This window comes from Acidobacteriota bacterium (genome assembly GCA_040752915.1).
Classification (GTDB): domain Bacteria; phylum Acidobacteriota; class UBA4820; order UBA4820; family DSQY01; genus JBFLVU01.
This window is the reverse complement of sequence record JBFMHB010000010.1, coordinates 22026-44144: the sequence shown is the minus strand read 5'-3', so window position 1 is coordinate 44144 and position 22119 is coordinate 22026. Positions and strand designations below refer to the sequence as shown.

The following is a 22119-nucleotide window of genomic DNA, read 5'->3' as shown; positions in this document are numbered from 1 at the left end:
GTCAGGGGAGCCTCTGGGTGGGGGAAACGGTGACCTTGATCACCGATTCCCTCCGGCGGATGAGCCCGAGAATGTAGAGGGCGTAGAGGATCTTGGCCGTCTTGCCCGAATCCGCGGCGGCGGACCGGATCACCTCGAGGAGCGTGCGCTGGCCGTCCACGAGCCGGAAGACGTGGCGGTCCTCGGCCGTGAGCGGGAGGCTGGGAAGCAGGAGAAGGGCGTTGTCGCTGGTCTCGAACACGTCCTCCTTCCGGCCAAGCCACTTCACCACCCTCTTGGGGTCCGTGATGCCCTTGATCCCGCGGAGGATGGCCGCCCGCGTGTCGAGGCTCAACTTGATGACCTCGTCGTCCTTGAATTTGCCGACCTTGAAGGTGACCTCGCCCTCGACCCAGTCGAACAGGGACCAGACGATGGCCATGACCTGTTCCTTGACGGCCTCGAAGAGGTCCTGGGGGGTCAGGATGCCGGCCTCGACCAGCACCGTCCCCTGCCGCTTTCCCGTCGCGCGCATGCGCTCCACCGAGAGGTCGTACTGGGCCTGGGTGATCCGGGCCCTGTCCAGCAGGAACTCTCCCAGGCGGTCCGGGCTGAAGGACGACGTGGCGAAGATGATCTCCCCCCCGGAAATGAAGATCTGCTTGTGGCCATCGTCCCGGCTCACCTTGAGGACACCGGGGACCTTGTAGTAATGGATCTTCTGCAGGACCTCGGGCAGGGGATTGTCCGCCAGCGGCCCCTGGAAGATGAACTCGGCCATGCGTCTCCCTTCAAACCCTTAGTATATCTTGGAGTAAGCGGGGGTTCAACCTGCCTCCGGAGAGCGCCGGAGGCAGGCCGGAAGGCTCCGGGTGGACAGGGGAACGAACGCGGCGGCGCCCGCCTCGTCCCTCGACGGGGCAAGGCGATTGCACTACACTGGGATGGGAGGCCGTTTCCATGCCGTTGGACAAGGACTTTTTGGAGATCCTCGCCTGTCCCCTCTGCAAGGCGCCCTTCGAGTACCGGGAAAAGGGCGGGAAGGAACAGCTCGTCTGCACCGAGTGCCGGAGGGTCTATCCCATCGAGGAGGGGATCCCCATTCTCTTGCCTGATTCGGGAGTGCTGGAAGAAGGGTGAGGGGCCGGGGCGGAAGCCGCGGAACCTCTCCTCCCTTCCGTCTCCGTCCTGGATCCGTGCCCACCCGCGCTACTTCCCTCCGCCCTCACCGGTCTCGACCAGCCTGTCCTTGAAGAGTTTCTGCAACTTCGCCAGTTTGGGAGAAATGACCATCTGGCAGTAGGGCTGGAAGGGGTTCTGCCGGTAGTAGTTCTGGTGGTAGGCCTCGGCGCGGTAGAAGGCGCGGAAAGGCGCCAATTCGGTCACGATGGGGCCCGCGTAGGCCTTCCCTTCCGTCAGGTTCCGGATCGCCTTTTCGGCGGCGGCTCTCTGCCCGGGGTTCCGGTAGAAGATCGCCGACCGGTACTGGGTGCCCGTGTCCGCCCCCTGTCGGTTGAGGGTCGTGGGGTCGTGCAGGGCGAAGAAGACCTCCAGAAGGTCGTCCAGGCTCACGACGGCGGGGTCGAAGGTGATCTGGACCGCCTCGGCATGGCCCGTCGTACCCGAGCAAACGTCCTTGTACGAGGGGTTTTCCACGTGGCCTCCCGAGTATCCGGACTCCACCGAGACGACGCCCTTGAGGTCCTGAAAGACGGCCTCGAGGCACCAGAAGCACCCCCCCGCAAGGGTGACGACTTCGCGATCCATGGGTCCGCTCCTTGCCGTCCCCGGAACCCGAGCCTGCGCTCGGCAGAAGGGGAGGGCGATCGTGGCGAAGACGGCGGCTGCGATGAAAGTTCTGGATGGGCGCATCCGGTCCTCCGACAGCATAACGCTGGGTAGGGCGGGGTATATTCTCAGGAGAGGCACGAGGGCCGTGTGGGCTCGCCGGGTTTGGGAGCCCTGAAAGAAAGGGCCCGTCCGATGAAGGACGGGCCCTGCTTCAACGGGTGGAAGGTTCGTCAGGAGCAGCCGAGGCTGTTCCCGCAATTGAGGCATTTGTAACAGGAGCCGTTGCGGACGGTGATGTGGCCGCAGATGTTGCAGAAGGGGGCGTCACCCATCATGCTCGACAGGTGGGAGGAAAGGGACCCGCCCGAGGCCTTGTACACCGGAACCTGAGGAGCGGGCGCCTTGAGGGTCTTCTCGGCGGCCTGAACCTCCTGGTTGCTGGCCGTCGGGGAAGCCAGCGTCTTTTGCGCCTCGATCTTCTCCAGCTCCTCCGGCTTCACCTGGACGAAGTCCGTCCGTCCCAGATACTCCATGCCGAGCACCCGGAAGAGATAATCGATGACCGACGTGGCGTATTTGATGTTGGGGTGGTCGCTGACGGGGCCCTGGGGTTCGAAGCGCGTGAAGGTGAAGCAGTCCACGTATTCCTCCAGGGGCACGCCGTACTGGAGGCCCAGGGACACGGCGATGGCGAAGCAGTTCATGAGGGACCGGAAGGCGGCTCCCTCCTTGTGCATGTCGATGAAGAGCTCTCCCAGGCGGCCGTCTTCGTATTCGCCCGTCCTCAGGTAGACCTTCTGCCCCCCGACGCGGGCCTCCTGCGTGAATCCGTGGCGCTTCTTGGGCAGGCGCTTGCGCTGGAGGGGCGTCCACCTCAAATCCGCGGTGGTGGCGGGAGCCGACGGCTCGGCGGAGGCGCTCTTCTGGGTGGAACCGTCCGAGAGGGGCTGGGTCACCTTGGATCCGTCCCGGTACACGGCCAGGGCCTTCAATCCCCGCTTCCAGGCTTCGACGTAGATCCGCTCGATCTCCTCGGGGGTGATGGAGGCCGGGAGGTTCACCGTCTTGCTGATGGCGCCCGAGATGAAGGGCTGCGCGGCGGCCATCATCTTCACGTGGCCGAGGGGGGCGATGAACCGTCGGCCCAGCTTTCCGCAGCGGTTCGCGCAATCGAAGACGGGGAGGTGCTCGTCCTTGAGATAGGGCGCCCCCTCGATGGTCATGTGGCCGCAGGCAACCAGCGAGGCTTCCTCGATCTGGGCCTGGGTGAAGCCCAGCGCGGCCAGGAGATTGAAGGAGGGCTTGCGCGCCTCATCCGGCGAGAAACCGAGTCGCTTGAGGGTCTCCTCGCCGAGCACGTGAATGGAAAAGGCCTGGGGAAGGTCCATGATCCTGGGGATCTGGCTTTCCACCCGGGCCGTCTCCTCCTCCGTGAGCCCCTTGGCCTGCAGGGACGCGGGGTGAATGTGGGGGGTACCCTCCAGGCGGCCCGTCCCCAGGATGTAGGTCAGGATCTCCTGGACCTGCGCGGGAGGGTATCCCAGGGCGTCCAGGGCCCTCTCCACGGACTGGTTGACGATCTTGAAGTAGCCCCCCCCCGCGAGCTTCTTGAACTTCACCAGGGAGAAGTCCGGCTCGATGCCCGTCGTGTCGCAATCCATGAGGAGGCCGATGGTCCCCGTGGGGGCCAGGACGGTGGCCTGGGCGTTCCGGAAGCCGTACTGGCGGCCGAAGACGAGGGCGTCGTCCCAGACCTGCCGGCTGGCCAGGGCGAGGGGCTCCGGGAGGAGGTCCGTCTCCAGCTTGAGGCTCGCGTCCCGGTGCATGTTGATGACTTCCAGCATGTGTTCTCGGTTGGGGCCGTAGCCCGGGAAAGGCCCCTTCCGCCGCGCGAGAAGCGCCGAAACGGAGTAGGCCTGCCCCGTCATGAGGCTCGTGATGGCTCCGCACCAGGCGAACCCCTTGGGGCTGTCGTAGGGGATCCCCTTGACCATCAGGAGGGTGCCCAGGTTGGCATACCCGAGGCCCAGGGGGCGGTAATCGTGGCTGTTTTGGGCGATCCGGTCCGTGGGGTAGGAGGAGAGATCCACGAGGATCTCCTGGGCGGTGATGAAAATCCCCACGGCGTGCTTGAACCCCTCCACGTCGAAGGACCCGTTCTCGGCGAGGAATTTCATGAGGTTCAGGCTGGCCAGGTTGCAGGCCGAGTCGTCGAGGAACATGTACTCGGAGCAGGGGTTGCTGGCGTGGATCCGGTCCGTCGCCTTGCACGTGTGCCACCGGTTGATGGTGGTGTCGAACTGGAGGCCGGGATCGCCGCACTCCCAGGCGGCCTCGGCCACCTGCCTCATGATGTGGCGAGCCTTGTGGGTGTGCGCCTTCTGATCCACGGTGCGGTAGGTGGTCGTCCACTCCCCGTCTTTCTCGTAGGCCTCCATGAAGGCGTCGGTGGCGCGCACGGAGTTGTTGGCGTTCTGGCCGGCCACCGTGTGGACGGCGTCATCGATGTCCACCCCCAGCGCGGCGAGCTTCTTGGCCTTGGCCTCCTCGCGGCGCTTCCAGTTGATGAAATCGAGGATCTCGGGATGGTCCATGTCCAGGATGACCATCTTGGCGGCCCGGCGGGTGGTCCCCCCGGATTTGGTGGCGCCCGCGGCGCGGTCGAGAACCTCGAGGAAGGACATGAGCCCCGAGGAGGTCCCCCCGCCCGAGAGCTTCTCCTCCCTGGAGCGAAGGCGGGAGAAGTTGGTGCCGGTGCCCGATCCATACTTGAAGAGGCGCGCTTCGTTCTTCACGAGCTGGAAGATGCTCATGAGGTCGTCGTCCACGCTCTGGATGAAGCAGGCGGAGCATTGGGGGTGCTGGTAGGCGTTGGCGGTCTCCTCGACCTTCCCCGTGTCGGGGTTCCAGTAATAGGACCCGCCGGACCCCTCGATCCCGTACTCGTGCCAGAGGCCGAGGTTGAACCAGACGGGGGAATTGAAGGCGCCCTTCTGGGTCACCAGCAGGTGGCTCAGCTCCGCCTCAAAGGCGTCTCCCTCCTCCCGGCTCTCGAAGTAGCCGCCGAAGCGGTCTCCCTCCGCGCGAAGGGTGTGGGCGATCCGGCGGATCACCTGGCGCACGGAGGTTTCATGCCCCGCCCCCGGCACGCCCGCCTTTCGAAAATACTTGCTGATGACGATGTCCGAGGCGAGCTGGGACCAGTCCTCGGGCACCTCGGCGTTCTCCATGGAGAAGACCACCGAGCCGTCCACGTTCACGATCTTGGACGTGCGGCGGCTGTAGCGGACCTCGTCCAGCGGATCCAATTCGGGGCGCGTGAAGTGGCGGCTCAGGCGGAACGGCAAGAGGGCCTCCACGTTCAGGCCGGGCGGGGAACCGGGCTTGTCGGTCTGCGGCGGGCCTGCGGCGGGCTCGCTCGAAGGGTTCTTGCGATGGGGGGTCGGCCCGGGAGGGTTCGCCGCGGTTTTCGTCGAGTCCATTTCTCCGTTCTCCTCGTCTGCCGAAGGGGGGCCTGCCCCTAAGGTCCAGCATTGGAAGGGGTTATTCGCCGCCGAATACCCCAATATGTTCAGGCGCGGCCAAAATATAGCGCAACATCTTGTGGTTGTCAAGGGGCGATGGGCCCCAAAGCGAGGCCCCATCCGGGTCTCGGCCCGGCCGGCCATCCAAAACTCCCTTAAAATGAGAGGTGAAGGGGCCCGTTGCCTGTGAAAATCTCTATCCTGAGAGGTCCTCGCGCCCGGCCTCGGAGGCCTCCACGAGGTGGGCCAGGGCCTGGTCCCGCTCCCCGTCCATGATCACCTCGAGGCGGCAACCCGGTGCCACGTGGTCCAGGTCGATCACCCGGAGGACCTCTTCCAGATAGGTGTATTCCGGAAGGAGCACCGGGAGGACGTTGGGAGCGCCCGCCAGGAACCCTTCGTTGTAGATTACTCCCTCGTCGTCCGGGTAAAGCGCCAAGTATCGGATGCGTGACTCCACGAGGTCCTGGAAGAAGTGGGTCCCGAAGGAGAGATCGGGCACGTACGAGCCCTTCCGCCGGGCGACCTCCACGAGCATGGCGCTGTTGCTGATGTCCGAGTAAGTCACGCGGACCCCGAGGAGAATGTCTCCCCGGCTCCCCCAGCGTCCCGGACCCATGAGGATGAAAGAACGGTGCGGCAGGAGGGCGTTCAGCCGCCCCACGGCCTCGCCGACGGCCATCATGTCCGTTTCGGAAGCCATGGCCGCGTAGGCCGCCCCGTCCACGTACACGATGTACCGGATGCCCCGAACCTGGGCCGTCGTGACGTACTTGTTCGCCGTGAACAGGCGGCGCTCCGGGGGAACGTCCTCCGGCACGGGAAGGCGCCGTTCGTCGCCCGCCCGGCTCTGGGGCCTGCACTGGACCATGTACAGGTTTCGACCGTCGTGGGCGAACTCCACGTCCACCGGCCCCCCCATGGCCTGTTCGAGGAGGGTCATCATGGCCCGCATCTGCTTGAGAAAAAGGGTTCCCTCGAAGAGGCCCGCGAAGGTGATGACGAGGTCCTCCGGGCGGAAATCCAGCAGCCGGCCGGCGGGCTTGCGGAGGGTGCCGTCCTCGGAGAAGGAGACGACCTTCTCCAGAAGGGGATACGCGTCGCCCACTTCCCGGAGCAGATCCTGAAAGTCGACGGACTCGAAGCGTCCGGATTCGAGGTTGATGACGTCCACCTTTTTTTGGGCGTACCGGATGGCCTGGCTCACGTCGGCGTTTACGCGGAGGCCGGGCTGTCCGGGGCTGATCAGGGTGGGGTAGTCGTCGCCCACGCGGTCCACGGCCCGGGTTCCCAGGCCCGCCACGATGCGGAGGATGCCGTCTTCCCGCTTGAGGCGCGGGGACCATCGGAACTCGTTGTGGCTGAAGGCGACGCCCGCGAAGGCGGGAAGGTAGTACTTCCCACAGGGCACGCCGACCACCCGCTGGATCAGGATTCCCATCTCCTCCATGAAGTCCAACAGGCCGCGCTCCCGCCTGTACTGGATCGGGTCCGGGCCGAGGACCGAGGCGTACACCTCGGCGATGGCGTCCTGGAGGGCCGAGAGCCTCTGCTCGGGGCTCCCGATGTTCGCCAGGAACAGGCTCCGGTACTTCCCCGAAAACGCCGTGCCCTCGCTGTCTTCGAGGAGGCTCGAGGATCGGACGATGAGGGGGCCTTCCCCGAGTTCGTCCAACGCCACCTTGAGCTGGGTCGTGAGTTCGGGAGGAAAGAAGGAGTGCTTGAAGACCTGCTCGAGGTAGGGGTAGCTTCGGCGGACCTCGGCGGGGGGGCTGTACTTGAAGGATTGGGTATCCTCCAGGGAGTTGTGCTTGACGAACTCGAAGAGCCCGTCCGAGGCCAGGAACCAGGCCCTCGGGAACCGGATGCTCTCCACGAGCGGATCCCCCGCGCCTTTCTGGCGCAGGATCTGTTCGGCCAGCAGGAGCCCCGAGGCCTTTCCGCCCAATTTCCCCGTGCTTCGGGCCGGGCCGATCACCCTCCGGAGGAGGCGGGCGAACATGGAAATGCCCAGGTACTCCTTCGCCACCCGGATGAAGGGCAGCCTCTCCGTGAGAAAGCGCCTCGTCAGGGCCACTCGGACGTTGAGGGCGTCGGTGGCCGAGAGGGCCTCTTCGCCCTCTCGGGAGGCTTCGTCGATCCGCTCCACGATGTCCGCGATCTGGGGCAGGGTCAGGTCTTTCTGTTCCGTCGCGAGAGCGAGAAACCCGACGTGGTCCTGCCGGATCCACTTCTTGACCAAAGCCGTGATCTCGTCGTGGGACAGGATGACGCTGGCCACCGCGAGCAGGTCGTCGAAAACGCCCTCGAAGGCCGAAACGTCACGCTTCTGGAGGGGCTGGTTGGAGCCCCAGGACTCGCGGTCCCTCTCCACTCCCGAACCCGGGTCGAAGCGCGCGATGAGTTCGTTGACGGCGGGGGCTCCCACGTTGGACAGGTAGTTCAGGAATTTCCTCAGGAGCCTCTTCCAGAGGTTGGGATCCGTTTCCCGGAGGAGATCGAGGATGATCTGCCATTCGGGACGGGGCCCCGCCGCCGGCACGCTGGAAGGCGTTTCCTGCGAAAGGGTGGAGAAAGCCTTGGCGATCTTGAGCGCCGCGACGCGGACCAGCTTCTTCTCCTCCAGGTGGAAGGCCCGGTCCCGGTGGACCTCATCCGGAACGGACAGGTAGGCCACCTCCAAGGTCCCGTGGCCCACTCCCTCGATGGGAAGGGGCTCCCGGAGGACCCAGGCGGTCTGACGGAACCCGGGGGAGGAGAAGGTCTCTCCCCGGTAGGAAATTCTCACTTCCACGGACTCCGGAAAGCGGAATCCGGCCGGCAGGATCTCGTGGACGCGGGCCGCCAGGCGGGCGACGTCGAGGCCGGGCTCCCCGAGGGCCCGGGACAGGGCGAACAGGCATCGCAGTTCCTTGCTTCTCGCCACAACCTCGGGTAGGGGACCCTCGCCGTTGACATACGACCGGTCGGACATGGAACCTCCCACGGAACGATCCTCGGGTCCCATGATGCCATACCCGCGGGCCGGATCGGGCGGGACCATGAGAAAAGGCGGCCCGGCTATGCCGCCGGGCCGCCTGTCTAGCCTAACTCCGGATTCCGGAATTCGAAATCCGAAATTCGAAATTCGAAATTCGAAATCCCGTTACACCCAGCCGCGGAGCTTGCAGGCCTGGGCCACGCGCTGGATGGCGATCATGTAGGCCGCGTCGCGCATGAACTCCTTCTTGTCGCGCGCCAGCTTGGAGACGGCCTTGAAGGCCGAGGTCATCTTCTGGTCGAGCTTGGAGAGGACCTCTTCCTTTTCCCAGAAGTAGTTCATGTTGCACTGGACCTGCTCGAAATAGGAGCAGGTCACGCCGCCGGCGTTGGCCAGGAAGTCGGGGATCACGAAGATGCCCCGCTTCTTGATGACGGCGTCGGCCTCGGGGGTCGTGGGCCCGTTGGCGCCTTCGGCGATGATCTTGACCGAGTCCTTGATGCGGTTCACGTTGTCGCCGTTGATCATGTTCTCCTGGGCCGCAGGGACGAGAACGGTGACCTCCTGGTCGATCCAGGCGTCCCCGGGGAGCTGTTCCCAGCCGTAGGACTTGGCCTTGGCCTGGTCGATGGTGCCGAACTTGTCCACGGCGGCCATGAGCTTGTCAAAGGCGATCCCGTCCTTGCACTTGTAGGTGTAGGCCTTCTTCTCTTTCTGGTCCCAGCAGGAGATGGCGATGACCTTACCGCCGTACTGGCTGAAGAGGTCGAGGGTGTACTGGGCCACGTTGCCGGAGCCCTGGATGGACGCCGTGGCGCCCTTGATGTCGATTCCGAGTTCCTTCATGGCCTCGCGGATGCAGTAGACCACGCCGTATCCGGTGGCCTCGGTGCGGCCCAGGGACCCGCCCATGCCCACGGGCTTGCCGGTGATGAAGCCGGGCAGCTTCTCCCCCCGGATCTTCTCGAGTTCGTCCATCATCCAGAGCATGTGCTGGCCGTGGGTCATGACGTCCGGCGCCGGCACGTCCTGAACGGGGCCCACGTTTCGGGCGACCTGGCGGACCCATCCGCGGCAGATCCCTTCCTGCTCGCGATCGGAAAGGTCCGGCGGGTTGCAGATGACGCCGCCCTTGCCGCCGCCGAGAGGGATGTCCACCACCGCGCACTTCCACGTCATCCAGGTGGCGAGGGCCCGCACCGTGTCCACGGTCTCGTGGGGGTGAAAGCGGATGCCGCCCTTGCACGGGCCCCTCGCGTCGCTGTGCTGGACGCGGAACCCGCGGAAGACTTTGTACGATCCGTCATCCATGCGGACGGGGATCAGGAAGTGATACTCGCGGAGGGGATTCCGCAGGAGGTCGCGCGTGCCCTGGTCCAGGCCGAGTTTCTCCGCCACCGCGTCGAACTGCTGCTGGGCCATCTCAAAGGGATTGAAAGGCTTCTTTTCCATCAGAACTCACCTCGCTCGTCGAGGGCGCCGGCTCACGTCGGCCCGCCCAAAGACAGGGACTCTAGCAGGGGGGGCTGCGGAGTGTCAACGCGGGAGGGCCTGTCCGCCGGGCCTGGGGCCTTTTCCCGCACCTTATCGGCCCAGGCCTCCCGCGGGGTGTACAATGCCTCCGTCACGGAGGGCCTCATGGCGGCGGTCGTCTATTTTCTGACCTCACGCTCCGTCGGGAACCGTTCGGTTCTGGAGGGCATTCCCCGCCTGTACGCGGAAGCGGGGGAGGGGACCGTGAGGGAGGGAGACCTGGTGGCCATCAAGGTGCATGTGGGCCAACCGGGCACGACGCGCTTCCTTCGTCCCCAGTTCGTCCGGGCCGTGGTGGAGGAGGTCCGCCGGCGAGGAGGGCGGCCCTTCCTCACGGATTCGAACACCCTTTACCGGGGCCCGCGGGACAACGCCGTGGACCACGCCCTCGCCGCCCACGCCCACGGATACGACATTCATGGAACGGGGGCCCCCTTCCTGGCGGCCGACGGGCTCACGTCCAAGGAATTCGTGGAAGTTCCCGTACACCTGAAGCATTTCCGGTCCGTTCGATACGGGGCCGCGGCCCACCACGCCGACTCCCTCGTGGTCCTGACGCACTTCAAGGGGCACATGGCGTCCGGGTACGGCGGCGCCGTGAAGAACGTCGGCATGGGACTCGGCAGCCGGGCCGCCAAGCAGCAGATGCACGGAAACGTCAAGCCGTCCTACGAGGAACCCGAAAAGTGCACCTTGTGCGGGACCTGCGCGTCCGTCTGCCCCGCCGGGGCGGTGGAGGCGGAGGAGGCCCTCATGCGCTTCGACTGGCACCTTTGCCAGGGGTGCGGGGACTGCATCGTCCACTGCCCTCAGGGGGCCCTCCGAATCCAGTGGGACTCGGCTCCGGAGATCCTGGGCGAGAAGATGGCCGAGGTGGCCTTCGGCGTGCTGAGGGCCAAGACGGGCAAGGCCCTCTTCCTGAACTTCCTCCTGGAGATGACCCCCGACTGCGATTGCCTTCCGTGGTCCGACCACCCGCTGGTTCCGGACGTGGGCATCCTGGCGTCCACGGACCCCGTGGCCATCGACCAGGCCTCGGCGGATCTCGTGGAGGCGGCGCCCGGACTCCCCAACACGAGGCTGAGGAGGGCCTACGAGCCGGGGTCCGACAAGTTCCGGGATCTCCACCCGTCGGTGGACTGGCAGGCCCAGCTCGCCTACGCCGAGTCCCTCGGATTGGGCACGCGGGAGTACCGCCTCATGGATGTGCTGAGGGGATGCCCGCTGTCTCCCGAGGAGGCCCTTCTGTCTCCCGCGGGCCGGAAGGGGGAAGAGGCGTGACGCGGGACCGCCTGGACCTCCTTCGGCGCCTCTACCGCCATGCCAAGGCCACGGGCTTCGGCCAGGATTCGGAGGCGAGCCGCCGGGAATTCGAGGACCTCTTCTCCACCCTCGCTGCGTCCCTGAAAAGGGAGAACGCGGTGGGGTCCGGTTCCACGGGCGAATTGATCCTGCACACGGATGGGGGGAGCCGGGGCAATCCGGGGCCCGCCGGCGCGGGGGGCGTCCTCCTCGATGCGGAGGGAGGCCGCGTGGAGGACTTCGCCCTCCCCCTGGGCGTGGCCACCAACAACGAGGCCGAGTACCACGCCCTCATCGAAGGCCTCAAGCGGGCCAAGGCGAGGCGGCCCTCCCGCCTCGTGGTGCGCGCCGACAGCCTCCTCGTGATCCAGCAGATGCGAGGGGCATGGCGCATCAAGGACCGGAAGCTGGTGAAGCTCCACCTCGAGGCGAGGCGCCACCTCCCGAGCTGTCCCGTCGTCTTCGAGCACGTGCCCCGCGAAAAGAACGTGGAGGCCGACCGCCTCGCCAACCTCGCCATGGACCAGCAGGCCGGGAGCGAGGGGAGCGAGAGCGCCTGATCAGTCAGGGCGCGCCTGGCCCGGGTTCCGACAGCCGAATCACCACGGGAGCGCTGGGCACCTCGAAAGAAAGGGACAGGTCGTAAGTCGCCGTTCGGCCATCGGCCGTCCGCGCAGAAAGCACGATCGCGCCTTCTCCCAGCCCGGCCAATTCGAAACGCCCGGATGCATCGGTTCGGGTCGTGAAACCGGGGAAGGTGCCTTGTCCTGAGTACCCGGCGTGGATTACGGCGGAGGACACTGGGGCCCCCTCCGAATCGACCACGCTTCCCGTGACGGTTCTGCCTTGGAAATTCCACTGAGCGGCGGCCGGGGAGCCCTCGGGGACCACGACGTTTTGCAGATACCGCATTCCTCCCAGGGATAGGAGGGCTTGGGCCGGCCCCGGCCTTACTCCTTGAAGCACGAGGCGGCCGGCCTGATCCGCGTTCCCTCGGACTTGACCCGGCGGCAAACCCAGCGTAACGCTCCCCCCTTCTCCGAAAACCTGCAGGATTCCTTGAAAGGGGAAGGGACTGGATGGCCTGATTACCAGATACCCTTCCGAGGCGGGCACTCCCTCAATGCTGAGCAGAAGTTCGAGTGTGGTGCCTTCGAGGGGAATTTGGATCTCTTTTTCTTCGCCCTCCGCCAGAGAAACAGGGAGGCTCGTTTTGGGTGTCGCATGGAGAGGTTCGAAGACGGAGATCAAGAGGACGCCTGGCGTCACTTGGTCAAAGCGAAAGGTGCCATCCTCCGCGAGCCAAGCCACTTTGGGCTTTATGTCGAAGGGTCCGTCGCTGAGGGAGACCCGATAGCCCTCAAGAGGAAAGGACCCGGTCGAAAGCACAACCCCTCCCAATGCGGCGGGACGCCGAAGAACGATGTCCCCAAGGTGAATGTCCTCTCGGCCGACGGTAATCGGACCATGTCGAAGAGTCCAACCCGCCCAATGCGCCTCCAGAAAGAACGAACCCTTGCCGATGCCCGCAAAGCGGAAGATCCCCTTGTCGCCCGTGGAAGTTTGACGGGATTTCCACGGACGCTCCGCGAGCGCATCCTTGAAGTCCTGTGCGAGCCGGAGAGTCAAGGGCACCCCCGGAGGCACCGTGTCGCCCTCCGGGAAGACCAGCCGTCCCTCCAACACGGGATTTTCCCTTAAGAGGAGGGTCCCCACGTCCGCGACTTGCCGATCGAGCAAATGAACGTCCACGGCATCCGCGATCCCTTCGGAGGAAGCGAAGGTCAGCCGGTAATCCCCCCCTTCCAGTCCGGATACGCGAAATGTGCCGTCGTCCTGAGTGGAAATCGTCATGATGGGGCCTTGTGAGCTGTCCCCGGACAAGGCCTCGCAGACCCCACGAGTCCCGCCGACGGGTTGAAGATCCTCTTCCCGCGCCACTCGCCCCGAAATCTGAGCTCCCTGACTGAGCCGCACATGAACGAGAGGCGTCCTCCGGGGGTCAATGGGGGGGGTGTCCTCCTCGAGAAAACCGTCCTTGTGGACGGTGAAACGGTACGGAACGCGCGCGGGAGAAAGATCCTTCAGGGAAACCGATCCGTCGTTTTCTGCTGCCAATCGAATCCGCCTTCCGTCCTCCTTCCAGGTCAGGATCGCTCCGGGAAGGGCGCGGTCGGTCTCGTCTGTGACACGAACAAGAAGAGAGATGGCCTTTTCCAAAGCGATTTGCAGCGTCTCCGGTTCGGGATGTCGCTCCAGGTAGACGCTCTGCGTGGCGTAGCCAGGACAACGGACTTCCAGCCGGCAAGGGTAAACGGGCGGGGCGACCTCCGCGGCATGGCGAGAAAAGCGCACCTCGAATTGTTGCACTGAGGAAGGAAACCCCGGCAAAGCGAAGACACAGTCACCCTGAACTTCGACGGCTTGGGTGGAGGGGGTCCATCCCGCTAGTTTGACGGAGAACGCCTGGGTCGGAGAAAGACGGACGCGGCTTCCCGAGGGGCGAACCGCGACCGTTCCGAGAGCCAGGCCTGGCGCCCATACAAAGACCGCGTTCGGGCGTGCGCCATTGGGAAGGAGAAGAAGACCCGTGTTGTCCGTGGCCCAGCCCGAGACCTCCTTTGCGCCGGGCTTCAGAAGGGCAAAGGGGTCACTCTCCAGGGCCGAGGTGGGCACGACGACCCTTGCCCCGCTGACGTCCCTGCCCCAGGTGTCCTGGACCTTGATCCAGTACCCCTGGGTGCGGCGAGTCTTCAGGACGATTTCCCATTCGCCGGGTGAGGCGGTTCGCTTCGCGGGCAACCAAGTCGGGTCTTCAATCCACACATCAAGCGACTGTCCGGGAAGGCGCCACAGGACAGCCGACCCATCCGCGCTCGTGAACACACGTCCCATGGGCTCTGGCAGATTCGGCGAGTCGGATGGCCTGAACTCGATCAGAAGATTCGAAAGGGGCGCCAGATCCTCCCCGACCACCCGCACTTCAAGAGGGAGCGAATCCCTTGCCAGGGCTTCGGGCACCGAGCCCTTCCCGACCGACAGAAAAGGCCGGCCTTCCCTCCAGAGAAGGGCGTCGAAGGCCTGGGGCTTATGAAGATCCCCAGGTGCCGCCAGGATGGCTGGTCCTCCCCCGTTGGCGGGAGCGATCCACCAAGAAGCCGCGTCTTCGGCGTTCGCATTGATAAGAGCAAGGGGGAGAAGCAAGCCCGCAAAGATCCACAAGACAGCCTTTCTCATGCCCGACCCGTCCTCAAAAGGCGTGGAGAGAGGCCACCAGGGCCCCGGCCATCTCCTGGTCGCGAGCGACCGGGGAAATTCGGATCTGGAGCACCCGCCGCGGGGGGAACCCGCCCGCCTTGTCCCAGACGGCGAGCATCGGAAGCTGATCACGGCTAAGTTCGTGAAGTGTCGAGAAGGCGGCTTCAGGATCCTGAAACCCGCACCCGTTCAAAATACTGTGGGTCTTGAAAAACGAGCTGGCATCCGGGTGCTGTCCTTCCAGGACCACCCCCAGGAAGCACGGCAGGTTTTCCCTTCTGATGGCCGAGGATGCGGCGCGGTAGGCTCCCGTCCAGGAACACGCGCAATCGCCCGCATCCACAATGAGGAGTGCGTAGAAGCGTTGGTCCGAAGCGCCGAACACTTCACGCACCACATCTTTATCCCAAGGGGACGCCGTACTATGCCTGCACCCGATGGCGAAGGCAAATGACCACAAGATTGCGAAGGAAAGGACCGATGAGATCACGATCCCATTCGAACGTCGGACACCCATAGTTTCCATGACCTCGTTTCTCCCGCCACCCGCACCAAGAGCCACCAAATACGGCCCTGGTCGTCGCTGGCTGTCACGATCGTGTCGTCCTGGGTGATGCCCCAAGGAAGGGTAACCGGACTCTCTCCGGCGGAACGAAGATCGGTGTCCAGCCAGCGGACGACCAGCTGTGGGCCGCCGGGTCTTGGTAAGAACCAAACGATGCCCAGGTAGTCCTTCCATGGAGTCAGCCCGACAATATGAGGGGTCTTCGCGCAAAGGGCCGCCCTGGCCGCGGGGCTCATGGAAGAAAGGGCGGGCGCGGACAGATCGGGCAATTCCAAAGTGCCGACACCATGGATTCTTCGTCTCTTGAATCCTTCATCCAAGATAGAAACGCGGCCGTCCACGGCGCTGAGCACTGCATAGCCGTGTCCCTTCCAGTACGTCGAGAAACCTGAACCGAAGGGAAGAAGCGAGAGCGCACCGCGCTTGGAACCCGGAACGGCGATTCGGTCCAAGATCTCGGGGGTGGGATCGCTCCAGGTCCTGCTGAAGAGGATCAATGCCTCGACGGGCTCCTCCGCAGGGGGAGGCTGCCTCTCAAACCCATGGCCAATAAACAAAATCCTGGACTTGGAGATCTGAAAACCGAAGAAAGGGTTGCAGAGATACACGTCCGGAATGCGGGCCACAAACTTCCCCGTTTGTTCTTGAAATACTTGAACTTCTCGGTTTTGGTCGGCCACGGCCAACAGGCCGTCGCCAACGGAAATGGTCCCCGGCTGGGAGAACTTGCCGTCTCCCCTGCCAGGTCCACCGATGCGTCCCAACACCTTTCCCGAAGCGTCGATTCGAAGCGCCGAGCAGCCCAGGGCGTCCAGCATCCAAATCCCTCCACTACCGGAAGGAACCAAGGAAACGGGAAACTCTGGCGGAGGGTGTACCTCCACGGCGCGAGGGCTCGAAATCGACGGAGTCTTCGGTCTCGCGTAGCCGGGGACCAAAGCGATGCCCACCAGGAAAGTGCTCAGAGCGACCTCGCGAATCATCCTTCATCACCCCCTGAAAAAGGGAGGAGCGGAGGAGACATCGTGAATCGTTCCCCTCCGCCCCTCCTGCAACACTACGGGAAGACCTGCGCGCAATCCGATGGAACGTCGGCTGCGCACCAACCGCCGTAGATTGTGCCTTCGTACCAAGTGCCGATGTACGTGTCTCTGGGTCTCATGGCCCACAGCCAGATCGAGCAGCAGACCCACAATGCCACGCTTATGGATACCCTGCGGATCGTCTTCTTGCTCACGGCACTCACCCTCCTGGCGTCCCTGAAGGTCTTATGGAGACACACACTCCCGGTTCGCCACGCCTCCAAAGCCGGGGAGGAGGGGCCTCTCCCGAGGGCCTACCCGGCCATCCTCCTGAAGCCACGCCCCGGATGACCCCGAGGGAACCGCTTCTCCTGCCCTTTTCAGGGCAAGAATTTACCCCCCACCCCCTCCTGTCAAGAGGGTGCTGGGCGCGGCACGAGGGTGCGCCTACGGCCTGGAAAAAGAAAGGCGATCGTAGTAGCCTTGCCTCGGAGTACACCAGGTGCCGGGCGAGAGCGACTTTCCGAAGGACATGGCCCGCATGCAGCGCCTCTTCGAGGTGGTGCGGCACCAGTACGATCTGTTCTTCGCGGGCGGGGCCAAGGACCCGCCCACGGCGGAGCACCGCGAGCTCGACCGCCTGACCCGCGCCTACGCGGCATCGGGCCTGAGCAAGATCGCCCAGCAATTCCTCTTCCAGAGCTTCATGAACAAGTACATCCTCCACAACGAGCAATGGAACAAATGGCTGAGGGCCAGGGAGGACGGGCTGGTGAAGGATCCGCGGCTGGCGGGCTCCATCAGCCGGGCCAAGAAGGACTTGCAGGATCTGGAGCTGGCGCGCCCCCAACCCGCCCCACGGAAGGCCCCGCCCGCGGCGGCCCCCAAGGCGGCCCCTCCGGCCGACCCCCTCCGGAGTCTGTTCGAGGAATTCATTCGGGCCAGGATCGACGCGGGGGAGCTCCCCCAGACCGATTTCAAGGCCTTCGAGGCCCACATCCGAAAGCAGAAGGAAGCCATCGCGTCCAAGTACGGCGCCAAGGACGTGGTCTTCACGGTCTCCTCCAAGGAAGGCAAGGTCACGCTGAAGGCGAAAATCGTGAAGTGACCCCGCCGCCCCGGACCTTGACCGGCCCGCCGCCCGGGTGCTATAAAGCCCGCTGATTTTCAGCCTTTCGAAAGGGAACAGAAAGCCATGCAGCGAGAGTTCCTCTTCACCTCCGAATCGGTTACCGAGGGCCACCCCGACAAGATCGCCGACCAGATCAGCGACGGCATTCTCGACGCCATTCTCGAGAAGGACAAACAGTGCCGGGTCGCCGTGGAGACCCTCCTGAAGACCGGCTTTTGCGTGGTGGCGGGCGAGGTGACCACGTCGTGCTACGTGGAGATCCCCAAGATCGTCCGGAATACCGTGACCGGCATCGGGTACGTGGACAGCTCCATGGGCTTCGACGGCAACACGTGCGGGGTCCTGGTGGCCCTTGAGAATCAATCCCAGGACATCGCCCGGGGAGTGGACCGGAGGAGGAACCGGCGGGGCGAGCAGGGGGCCGGCGACCAGGGGATGATGTTCGGCTTCGCCTGCGACGAGACCCCCGAGCTCATGCCCGCGCCCATCACCTTCGCCCATGCGTTGACCCGCCGTTTGGCCGAGGTCCGGAAGGCGGGCGTCCTTCCGTTCCTGAGGCCCGACGGCAAGAGCCAGGTCACCGTGCGCTACGAGGGGTGGAGGCCGGTGGGCGTGGACGCCATCGTGATCTCCACGCAGCACGCCCCCGAAGCGTCCCAGAAGGACATCCGGGAGGGCGTCACGGAGGAGGTGATCCGCAAGGTCTTTCCGAAGAAACTGCTCCCGGGCGCGGACCGATTCTTCATCAACCCAACGGGGCGTTTTGTCATCGGCGGCCCCATGGGCGATTCCGGCGTGACGGGCCGCAAGATCATCGTGGACACCTACGGCGGCATGGGGCGCCACGGCGGCGGGGCCTTCTCCGGAAAGGACCCCTCCAAGGTGGACCGCTCGGCGGCCTACATGGGCCGCCACATCGCGAAGAACATCGTGGCGGCGGGCCTGGCGCGCCGGTGCGAGGTGCAGATCGCCTACGCCATCGGCATGCCGCATCCCGTCAGCGTGCTCGTGGAGACGTTCGGCACGGCCGTCGTGGCCGAGGAGCGCATCGTCGCCGCCGTGAAGGCCGTCTTCGACCTGCGTCCCGGCGAGATCATCCACTACCTCAAACTGCTCCGGCCCATCTATCGGAAGACGGCGGCTTACGGCCACTTCGGTAGGCGGGAGAAGGAATTCACCTGGGAGCGGACCGGCAAGGCCGCCGAGTTGAGGTCGCGGTGCGGCCTCCGTGGCGAGCCGAAGGGGGGAGCATGAAAGGCGACGTGAAAGACCGGGCCCTGGCGGCGAAGGGCCGCGTCCGGATCGAGTGGGCGGACCGGAACATGCCGGTGCTTGCGAAGATTCGCGAGCGGTTCGCGAAGGAAAAACCCCTGGAGGGAATCCGGGTAGGCGCCTGCCTCCATGTGACGACCGAGACCGCCAACCTGATGCGGACCCTGGCCGAGGGGGGCGCCTCCGTGGCCCTCTGCGCGAGCAACCCCCTCTCCACGCAGGACGACGTGGCCGCGAGCCTCTTGGAGGACTTCGGCGTTTCCGTCTTCGCGGTCAAGGGGGAGGACAACGCCACGTACTACCGCCACCTCGGCTCCGTCCTCGACACACGCCCCGCCATCACGATGGACGACGGAGCGGACCTCGTCTCCCTGGCCCACGGCGAGCGGCGTGAGGCCCTCGAGCACGTGGTCGCGGGCACCGAGGAGACGACCACGGGTGTCATCCGGCTGAAGAGCATGGCCAAGGCCGGGGTCCTGGGATACCCGATCATCGCGGTGAACGAGGCGATGACCAAGCACCTGTTCGACAACCGCTACGGGACGGGCCAGTCCACGATTGACGGGGTGATCCGCGCCACGAACATCCTCCTGGCGGGCTCCACCGTCGTGGTGGCGGGGTACGGGTGGTGCGGGAAGGGCGTATCCATGCGGGCCAAGGGGCTGGGCGCCCACGTGATCGTCACGGAAGTGGATCCCGTGAAGGCCCTGGAGGCCATCATGGACGGATTCACCGTGCTTCCCATGGCCGAGGCGGCGCCTCTCGGCGACCTCTTCATCACCGTGACGGGGAACAAGCACGTGATCCGGACCGAACACTTCCTCGCCATGAAGAACGGGGCCATCGTATGCAACTCGGGCCATTTCAACGTGGAGCTCCAGCTCGAGGGCGGACTCTACGAGATCGCCACGGGGCGCAGGACGCTCAGGGATTTCGTGGAGGAGTTCGACCTGCCCAACGGGCGGAGGGTCTGCGTCCTCGCCGAAGGGCGGCTCGTGAACCTGTCGGCGGCCGAGGGCCACCCCGCCGTGGTCATGGACATGTCCTTCGCCAACCAGGCCCTCTCCGCGGAGTGGATCCTCCGTCACCGCGGCGGCCTGGCCAAGGCCGTCCACGTGATCCCCGAGGAGATCGACCTGGAGATCGCCCGGATCAAACTGGGCACCCTCGGCTACCGGATGGACGTCCTCACGCCGGAGCAGGTGAAGTACCTCGCGTCCTGGCAGGAAGGGACCTAGGCCGAACGAGGGGTCCCGATGGGGGGCGCTCGGGTGCGCCCCGACCAGGACTTGCGCCGCCCGGCGGGGGACCTATACTGAGACAAAAGGGCCCGATGGGCCCGCGAGAAGGACCGCGACGGGGGGAGCGCGCACGCTCCCCCGTCCCATTTCAGGGAGGCCGGATCGAAGAGGAAGCCGGTGCGATGGGCGGGATCTTTTCGGGGTTGCGAATCGAGCGCCCGAGGAGGTGAATGCCATGGCCAGGAAAGTCGTGCACGTCGTCGGTACGGGGACCATCGGAGAGCCTCTCATCGGCCTCCTCTGCCGCATGAAAGAGCACTTCGGCTTCGAGGAGGTGACCTTCCACAAGCGGACGCCGCTTCTGGAGGACCGATCCAAGGTCACGGCCCTCCTCCAGGACGGGGCCCTGCTGGCGGCGGACCCGGAGGCCTATGAGGGCTTTCACAAGATGGGAATGGAGCCCTCCCTGACGGCCTCGGACGCCCTCCAGAGGGCCACCGTGGTCATCGATTGCACCCCGGTGGGGAACCAGAACAAGGAAAAGCTCTACCTCCCCTATGCAAAAGGCGTCAAGGGCTTTCTCGCCCAGGGCTCCGAATTCGGGTTCGGGAAGATGTACGCCCGCGGCATCAACGACAGGGCCCTGGTGCCGGGCGAGGACCGCTTCATCCAGATCGTCTCGTGCAACACCCACAACATCGCGGCGATCCTTCACGTCCTGGGCATGGAAAACGGCGAGAACCCGCAGAACCTCGGCGAGGGGAGGTTCTTGTGCATGAGGAGGGCCAACGACATCTCCCAGGAGGGTTCGTACATCCCCTCCCCCCAGGCGGGAAGGCACGAGGACGAGACCTTCGGAACCCATCACGCCCGCGACGCGTGGCACCTGTTCAAGACCCTGGGCCAGGAACTCGACATCTACTCTTCGGCCGTGAAGATCAACACCCAATACATGCACACGATCTGGTTCCAGCTCAGGGTTCGCAAACCCGTCACCCTCGAGGCTCTCATGGGGCACATCCACGCGAACCGCCGCGTCGCCGTGACCTACAAGAAATCCTCCGGGACGGTCTTCTCCTTCGGGCGGGACCACGGCTACTACGGACGGATCCTCAGCCAGACGGTCCTGCCCGTGCGATCCCTCGCCGTCTCCCGGGGGGGGACGCAGATCACGGGCTTTTGCTACACGCCGCAGGACGGGAACTCCATCCTGTCCAGCGTGGCCGCGGCCACCTGGATGATCCACCCGGAGGACGTGGAATCCCGGCTGGAGTGCCTGCGGCCGTTCATGTTCCAGGAGGTCTGAGGGGGCGCATGCCGGGTCTTTCGGAAAGCGACGAGAGGGCGTATACTGATTTCACTGGGAAGGGAGGTGGCCATGAGTGACCCCGGTATGGTCGGCGGCGCGAAGCCGTACGCGGACGAAGACAAGATCCATCTGTTCCTGGCGTATTTCGGAATCCTCGCGCTGGTTCCGTTCTTCATGTTCAAGGACAAGCGCAGCGACCCCCAGAAGGAATACGTGTACTGGCACGGCCGGGAGGGTCTGGCCTTTGCCGCGGTGGTCCTGGTTCTCTGGGTCATCGGCGTTTTCGTCTCCATCGTTCTGGGCATGGTCCTCGGGGCCGTCACCATGGGCATCGGCGGTTTCCTCACGCCCTGCATCATGTGCGGGCTCTTCATCTTCATGCTGGTCGTGAACATCATGGCCTGGATGAAGGCCTTCAAGGGCGAAAAGTGGGAGATCCCCCTGGTCCACAAGATCGCCGAGATGTTCGGTTGATCCGGGCCGCAGGGACGCGGTCCTGAGCGAGGGGCCCGCGGCGCGGGCCCCTCTTCTCGTCGGAGGACGGCATTTGTCCGGCGCGCTCGTTCTGGGTCTGGATACGTGCACGAGGTGGCTCCACGTGGCCCTCGTGGGGGGGGACGGCCGGTTGCTGGCCAGCCACGGGGAGGAGGTGCGCACCCACACGACGAGGGTCCTGGCCTCGATGGATCGGGTATTGCGCCAGGCGGGGAGGGACAGGGGCGAGCTGGCGGGCCTCGGGATCGTCACGGGGCCCGGCTCCTTCACGGGGCTCCGGGTGGGGATCTCCACGGCCCTCGGGCTCCAGTCGGCCCTGGCTTTGCCGGTTTTCGGGATGGGGAGCCTGGAGGCCCTAGCCCGCGCCGTCGCCTGGGAGGGAGACGGGCTGGCTCTCCTGGATGCGCGGCGGAGCGAGGTCTACGTTCAGGGGTTCCGGCGCGCGGGCGCCGCCGTGAGCGCCCTGGGACCCCCGCTGGCCCTATCGCCCGCCGATGCGGCGGAGAGGGCGGCCAGCGCCGCCTGGGCCGTGGGGGACGGGGTACCTCTCGTGGGGGGCTGGAAGGCCTCCTGCCGCCTCCTCGCCGAGGTTCCCAACCTGGCCGTCCCGGCCGCCGTCCATGCCTGGGAAGCCCTTCTGGAGGGTCGTAGGAGAGAGCCCCTGGCGCCCCTGTACGTGCGGGCCCCGGACGTTCGATCTCCAGGGTAGGGGATCG

General features: G+C 65.2%; 18 protein-coding genes. 10 read left to right on the top strand and 8 right to left on the bottom strand.

Features of this window, described 5'->3' with window-relative positions; all coding sequences use genetic code 11:
* Window position 1: 1 nt before the first annotated feature.
* Window positions 2–760: a DUF4388 domain-containing protein gene (locus AB1824_03410; GenBank protein MEW5764003.1), complete on the bottom strand. Its 759-nt coding sequence runs from the start codon at window positions 758–760 to the stop codon at window positions 2–4.
* A 179-nt stretch (window positions 761–939) separates the two neighbouring features.
* Here AB1824_03410 and AB1824_03405 point away from each other — a divergent pair, with 179 nt between their 5' ends.
* Entirely contained in the window at window positions 940–1119 is a 180-nt protein-coding gene (locus tag AB1824_03405; protein MEW5764002.1) for a Trm112 family protein, read from the top strand.
* A gap of 69 nt (window positions 1120–1188) precedes the next feature.
* On the opposite strand, the gene msrA is transcribed toward AB1824_03405, so the two are convergent.
* The 4 genes from msrA to AB1824_03385 all read right to left on the bottom strand — a co-directional run bounded on the left by msrA (window position 1189) and on the right by AB1824_03385 (window position 9726).
* Window positions 1189–1746, bottom strand: a complete 558-nt coding sequence (msrA, locus tag AB1824_03400; GenBank protein ID MEW5764001.1) for a peptide-methionine (S)-S-oxide reductase MsrA — start codon at window positions 1744–1746, stop codon at window positions 1189–1191.
* A 254-nt stretch (window positions 1747–2000) separates the two neighbouring features.
* A complete protein-coding gene (locus AB1824_03395) occupies window positions 2001–5252 on the bottom strand; it encodes a vitamin B12-dependent ribonucleotide reductase (GenBank protein ID MEW5764000.1) in 3252 nt (1083 codons plus the stop codon).
* Between the two features lie 238 nt (window positions 5253–5490).
* On the bottom strand, window positions 5491–8268 hold the full coding sequence (locus AB1824_03390) for a PEP/pyruvate-binding domain-containing protein (GenBank protein MEW5763999.1): 2778 nt from the start codon (window positions 8266–8268) through the stop codon (window positions 5491–5493).
* Between the two features lie 171 nt (window positions 8269–8439).
* Window positions 8440–9726: a Glu/Leu/Phe/Val dehydrogenase gene (locus tag AB1824_03385; protein MEW5763998.1), complete on the bottom strand. Its 1287-nt coding sequence runs from the start codon at window positions 9724–9726 to the stop codon at window positions 8440–8442.
* Window positions 9727–9912: 186 nt separating this feature from the next.
* Between AB1824_03385 and AB1824_03380 the strand changes: the two genes are divergently transcribed.
* Entirely contained in the window at window positions 9913–11088 is a 1176-nt protein-coding gene (locus AB1824_03380; protein ID MEW5763997.1) for a DUF362 domain-containing protein, read from the top strand.
* A complete protein-coding gene (locus tag AB1824_03375; protein MEW5763996.1) occupies window positions 11085–11669 on the top strand; it encodes a ribonuclease HI family protein in 585 nt (194 codons plus the stop codon). Before AB1824_03380 ends, AB1824_03375 begins: the two co-directional genes overlap by 4 nt.
* A gap of 4 nt (window positions 11670–11673) precedes the next feature.
* Here AB1824_03375 and AB1824_03370 read toward each other — a convergent pair whose 3' ends face one another.
* The 3 genes from AB1824_03370 to AB1824_03360 form a co-directional block, all read right to left on the bottom strand.
* The gene (locus AB1824_03370) at window positions 11674–12021 is read right to left on the bottom strand and encodes a carboxypeptidase-like regulatory domain-containing protein (protein MEW5763995.1); all 348 of its coding nucleotides are present in this window, start codon (window positions 12019–12021) and stop codon (window positions 11674–11676) included.
* Window positions 12022–14359: 2338 nt separating this feature from the next.
* Window positions 14360–14764: a hypothetical protein gene (locus AB1824_03365; GenBank protein MEW5763994.1), complete on the bottom strand. Its 405-nt coding sequence runs from the start codon at window positions 14762–14764 to the stop codon at window positions 14360–14362.
* Between the two features lie 89 nt (window positions 14765–14853).
* Window positions 14854–15750 carry a hypothetical protein gene (locus tag AB1824_03360; protein MEW5763993.1) on the bottom strand — a complete coding sequence of 299 codons (897 nt, stop codon included), beginning with the start codon at window positions 15748–15750 and terminating at the stop codon, window positions 14854–14856.
* Between the two features lie 321 nt (window positions 15751–16071).
* Between AB1824_03360 and AB1824_03355 the strand changes: the two genes are divergently transcribed.
* From AB1824_03355 to tsaB, 7 genes are all read left to right on the top strand, one after another.
* Entirely contained in the window at window positions 16072–16305 is a 234-nt protein-coding gene (locus tag AB1824_03355) for a hypothetical protein (GenBank protein ID MEW5763992.1), read from the top strand.
* Between the two features lie 151 nt (window positions 16306–16456).
* Complete coding sequence (locus AB1824_03350) at window positions 16457–17062, top strand: MXAN_5187 C-terminal domain-containing protein (protein ID MEW5763991.1); 606 nt, start codon at window positions 16457–16459, stop codon at window positions 17060–17062.
* 87 nt (window positions 17063–17149) lie between these two features.
* On the top strand, window positions 17150–18340 hold the full coding sequence (gene metK / locus AB1824_03345) for a methionine adenosyltransferase (GenBank protein ID MEW5763990.1): 1191 nt from the start codon (window positions 17150–17152) through the stop codon (window positions 18338–18340).
* On the top strand, window positions 18337–19596 hold the full coding sequence (ahcY, locus tag AB1824_03340) for an adenosylhomocysteinase (protein MEW5763989.1): 1260 nt from the start codon (window positions 18337–18339) through the stop codon (window positions 19594–19596). Before metK ends, ahcY begins: the two co-directional genes overlap by 4 nt.
* 238 nt (window positions 19597–19834) lie before the next feature.
* Entirely contained in the window at window positions 19835–20905 is a 1071-nt protein-coding gene (locus AB1824_03335) for a hypothetical protein (protein MEW5763988.1), read from the top strand.
* A 72-nt stretch (window positions 20906–20977) separates the two neighbouring features.
* The gene (locus AB1824_03330) at window positions 20978–21382 is read left to right on the top strand and encodes a DUF4870 domain-containing protein (GenBank protein MEW5763987.1); all 405 of its coding nucleotides are present in this window, start codon (window positions 20978–20980) and stop codon (window positions 21380–21382) included.
* A gap of 73 nt (window positions 21383–21455) precedes the next feature.
* Window positions 21456–22112 carry a tRNA (adenosine(37)-N6)-threonylcarbamoyltransferase complex dimerization subunit type 1 TsaB gene (gene tsaB / locus AB1824_03325; GenBank protein ID MEW5763986.1) on the top strand — a complete coding sequence of 219 codons (657 nt, stop codon included), beginning with the start codon at window positions 21456–21458 and terminating at the stop codon, window positions 22110–22112.
* Window positions 22113–22119 lie beyond the last annotated feature (7 nt).

Excerpts from the sequence above, each read along its gene's own strand:
- AB1824_03410 (MEW5764003.1), bottom strand. The coding sequence starts at position 760 with ATGGCCGAGTTCATCTTCCAGGGGCCGCTGGCGGACAATCCCCTGCCC.
- AB1824_03405 (MEW5764002.1), top strand. The coding sequence starts at position 940 with ATGCCGTTGGACAAGGACTTTTTGGAGATCCTCGCCTGTCCCCTCTGC.
- msrA (MEW5764001.1), bottom strand. The coding sequence starts at position 1,746 with ATGGATCGCGAAGTCGTCACCCTTGCGGGGGGGTGCTTCTGGTGCCTC.
- AB1824_03395 (MEW5764000.1), bottom strand. The coding sequence starts at position 5,252 with ATGGACTCGACGAAAACCGCGGCGAACCCTCCCGGGCCGACCCCCCAT.
- AB1824_03390 (MEW5763999.1), bottom strand. The coding sequence starts at position 8,268 with ATGTCCGACCGGTCGTATGTCAACGGCGAGGGTCCCCTACCCGAGGTT.
- AB1824_03385 (MEW5763998.1), bottom strand. The coding sequence starts at position 9,726 with ATGGAAAAGAAGCCTTTCAATCCCTTTGAGATGGCCCAGCAGCAGTTC.
- AB1824_03380 (MEW5763997.1), top strand. The coding sequence starts at position 9,913 with ATGGCGGCGGTCGTCTATTTTCTGACCTCACGCTCCGTCGGGAACCGT.
- AB1824_03370 (MEW5763995.1), bottom strand. The coding sequence starts at position 12,021 with ATGCGGTATCTGCAAAACGTCGTGGTCCCCGAGGGCTCCCCGGCCGCC.
- AB1824_03360 (MEW5763993.1), bottom strand. The coding sequence starts at position 15,750 with ATGCTGGACGCCCTGGGCTGCTCGGCGCTTCGAATCGACGCTTCGGGA.
- AB1824_03355 (MEW5763992.1), top strand. The coding sequence starts at position 16,072 with ATGTACGTGTCTCTGGGTCTCATGGCCCACAGCCAGATCGAGCAGCAG.
- metK (MEW5763990.1), top strand. The coding sequence starts at position 17,150 with ATGCAGCGAGAGTTCCTCTTCACCTCCGAATCGGTTACCGAGGGCCAC.
- ahcY (MEW5763989.1), top strand. The coding sequence starts at position 18,337 with ATGAAAGGCGACGTGAAAGACCGGGCCCTGGCGGCGAAGGGCCGCGTC.
- AB1824_03335 (MEW5763988.1), top strand. The coding sequence starts at position 19,835 with ATGGCCAGGAAAGTCGTGCACGTCGTCGGTACGGGGACCATCGGAGAG.
- AB1824_03330 (MEW5763987.1), top strand. The coding sequence starts at position 20,978 with ATGAGTGACCCCGGTATGGTCGGCGGCGCGAAGCCGTACGCGGACGAA.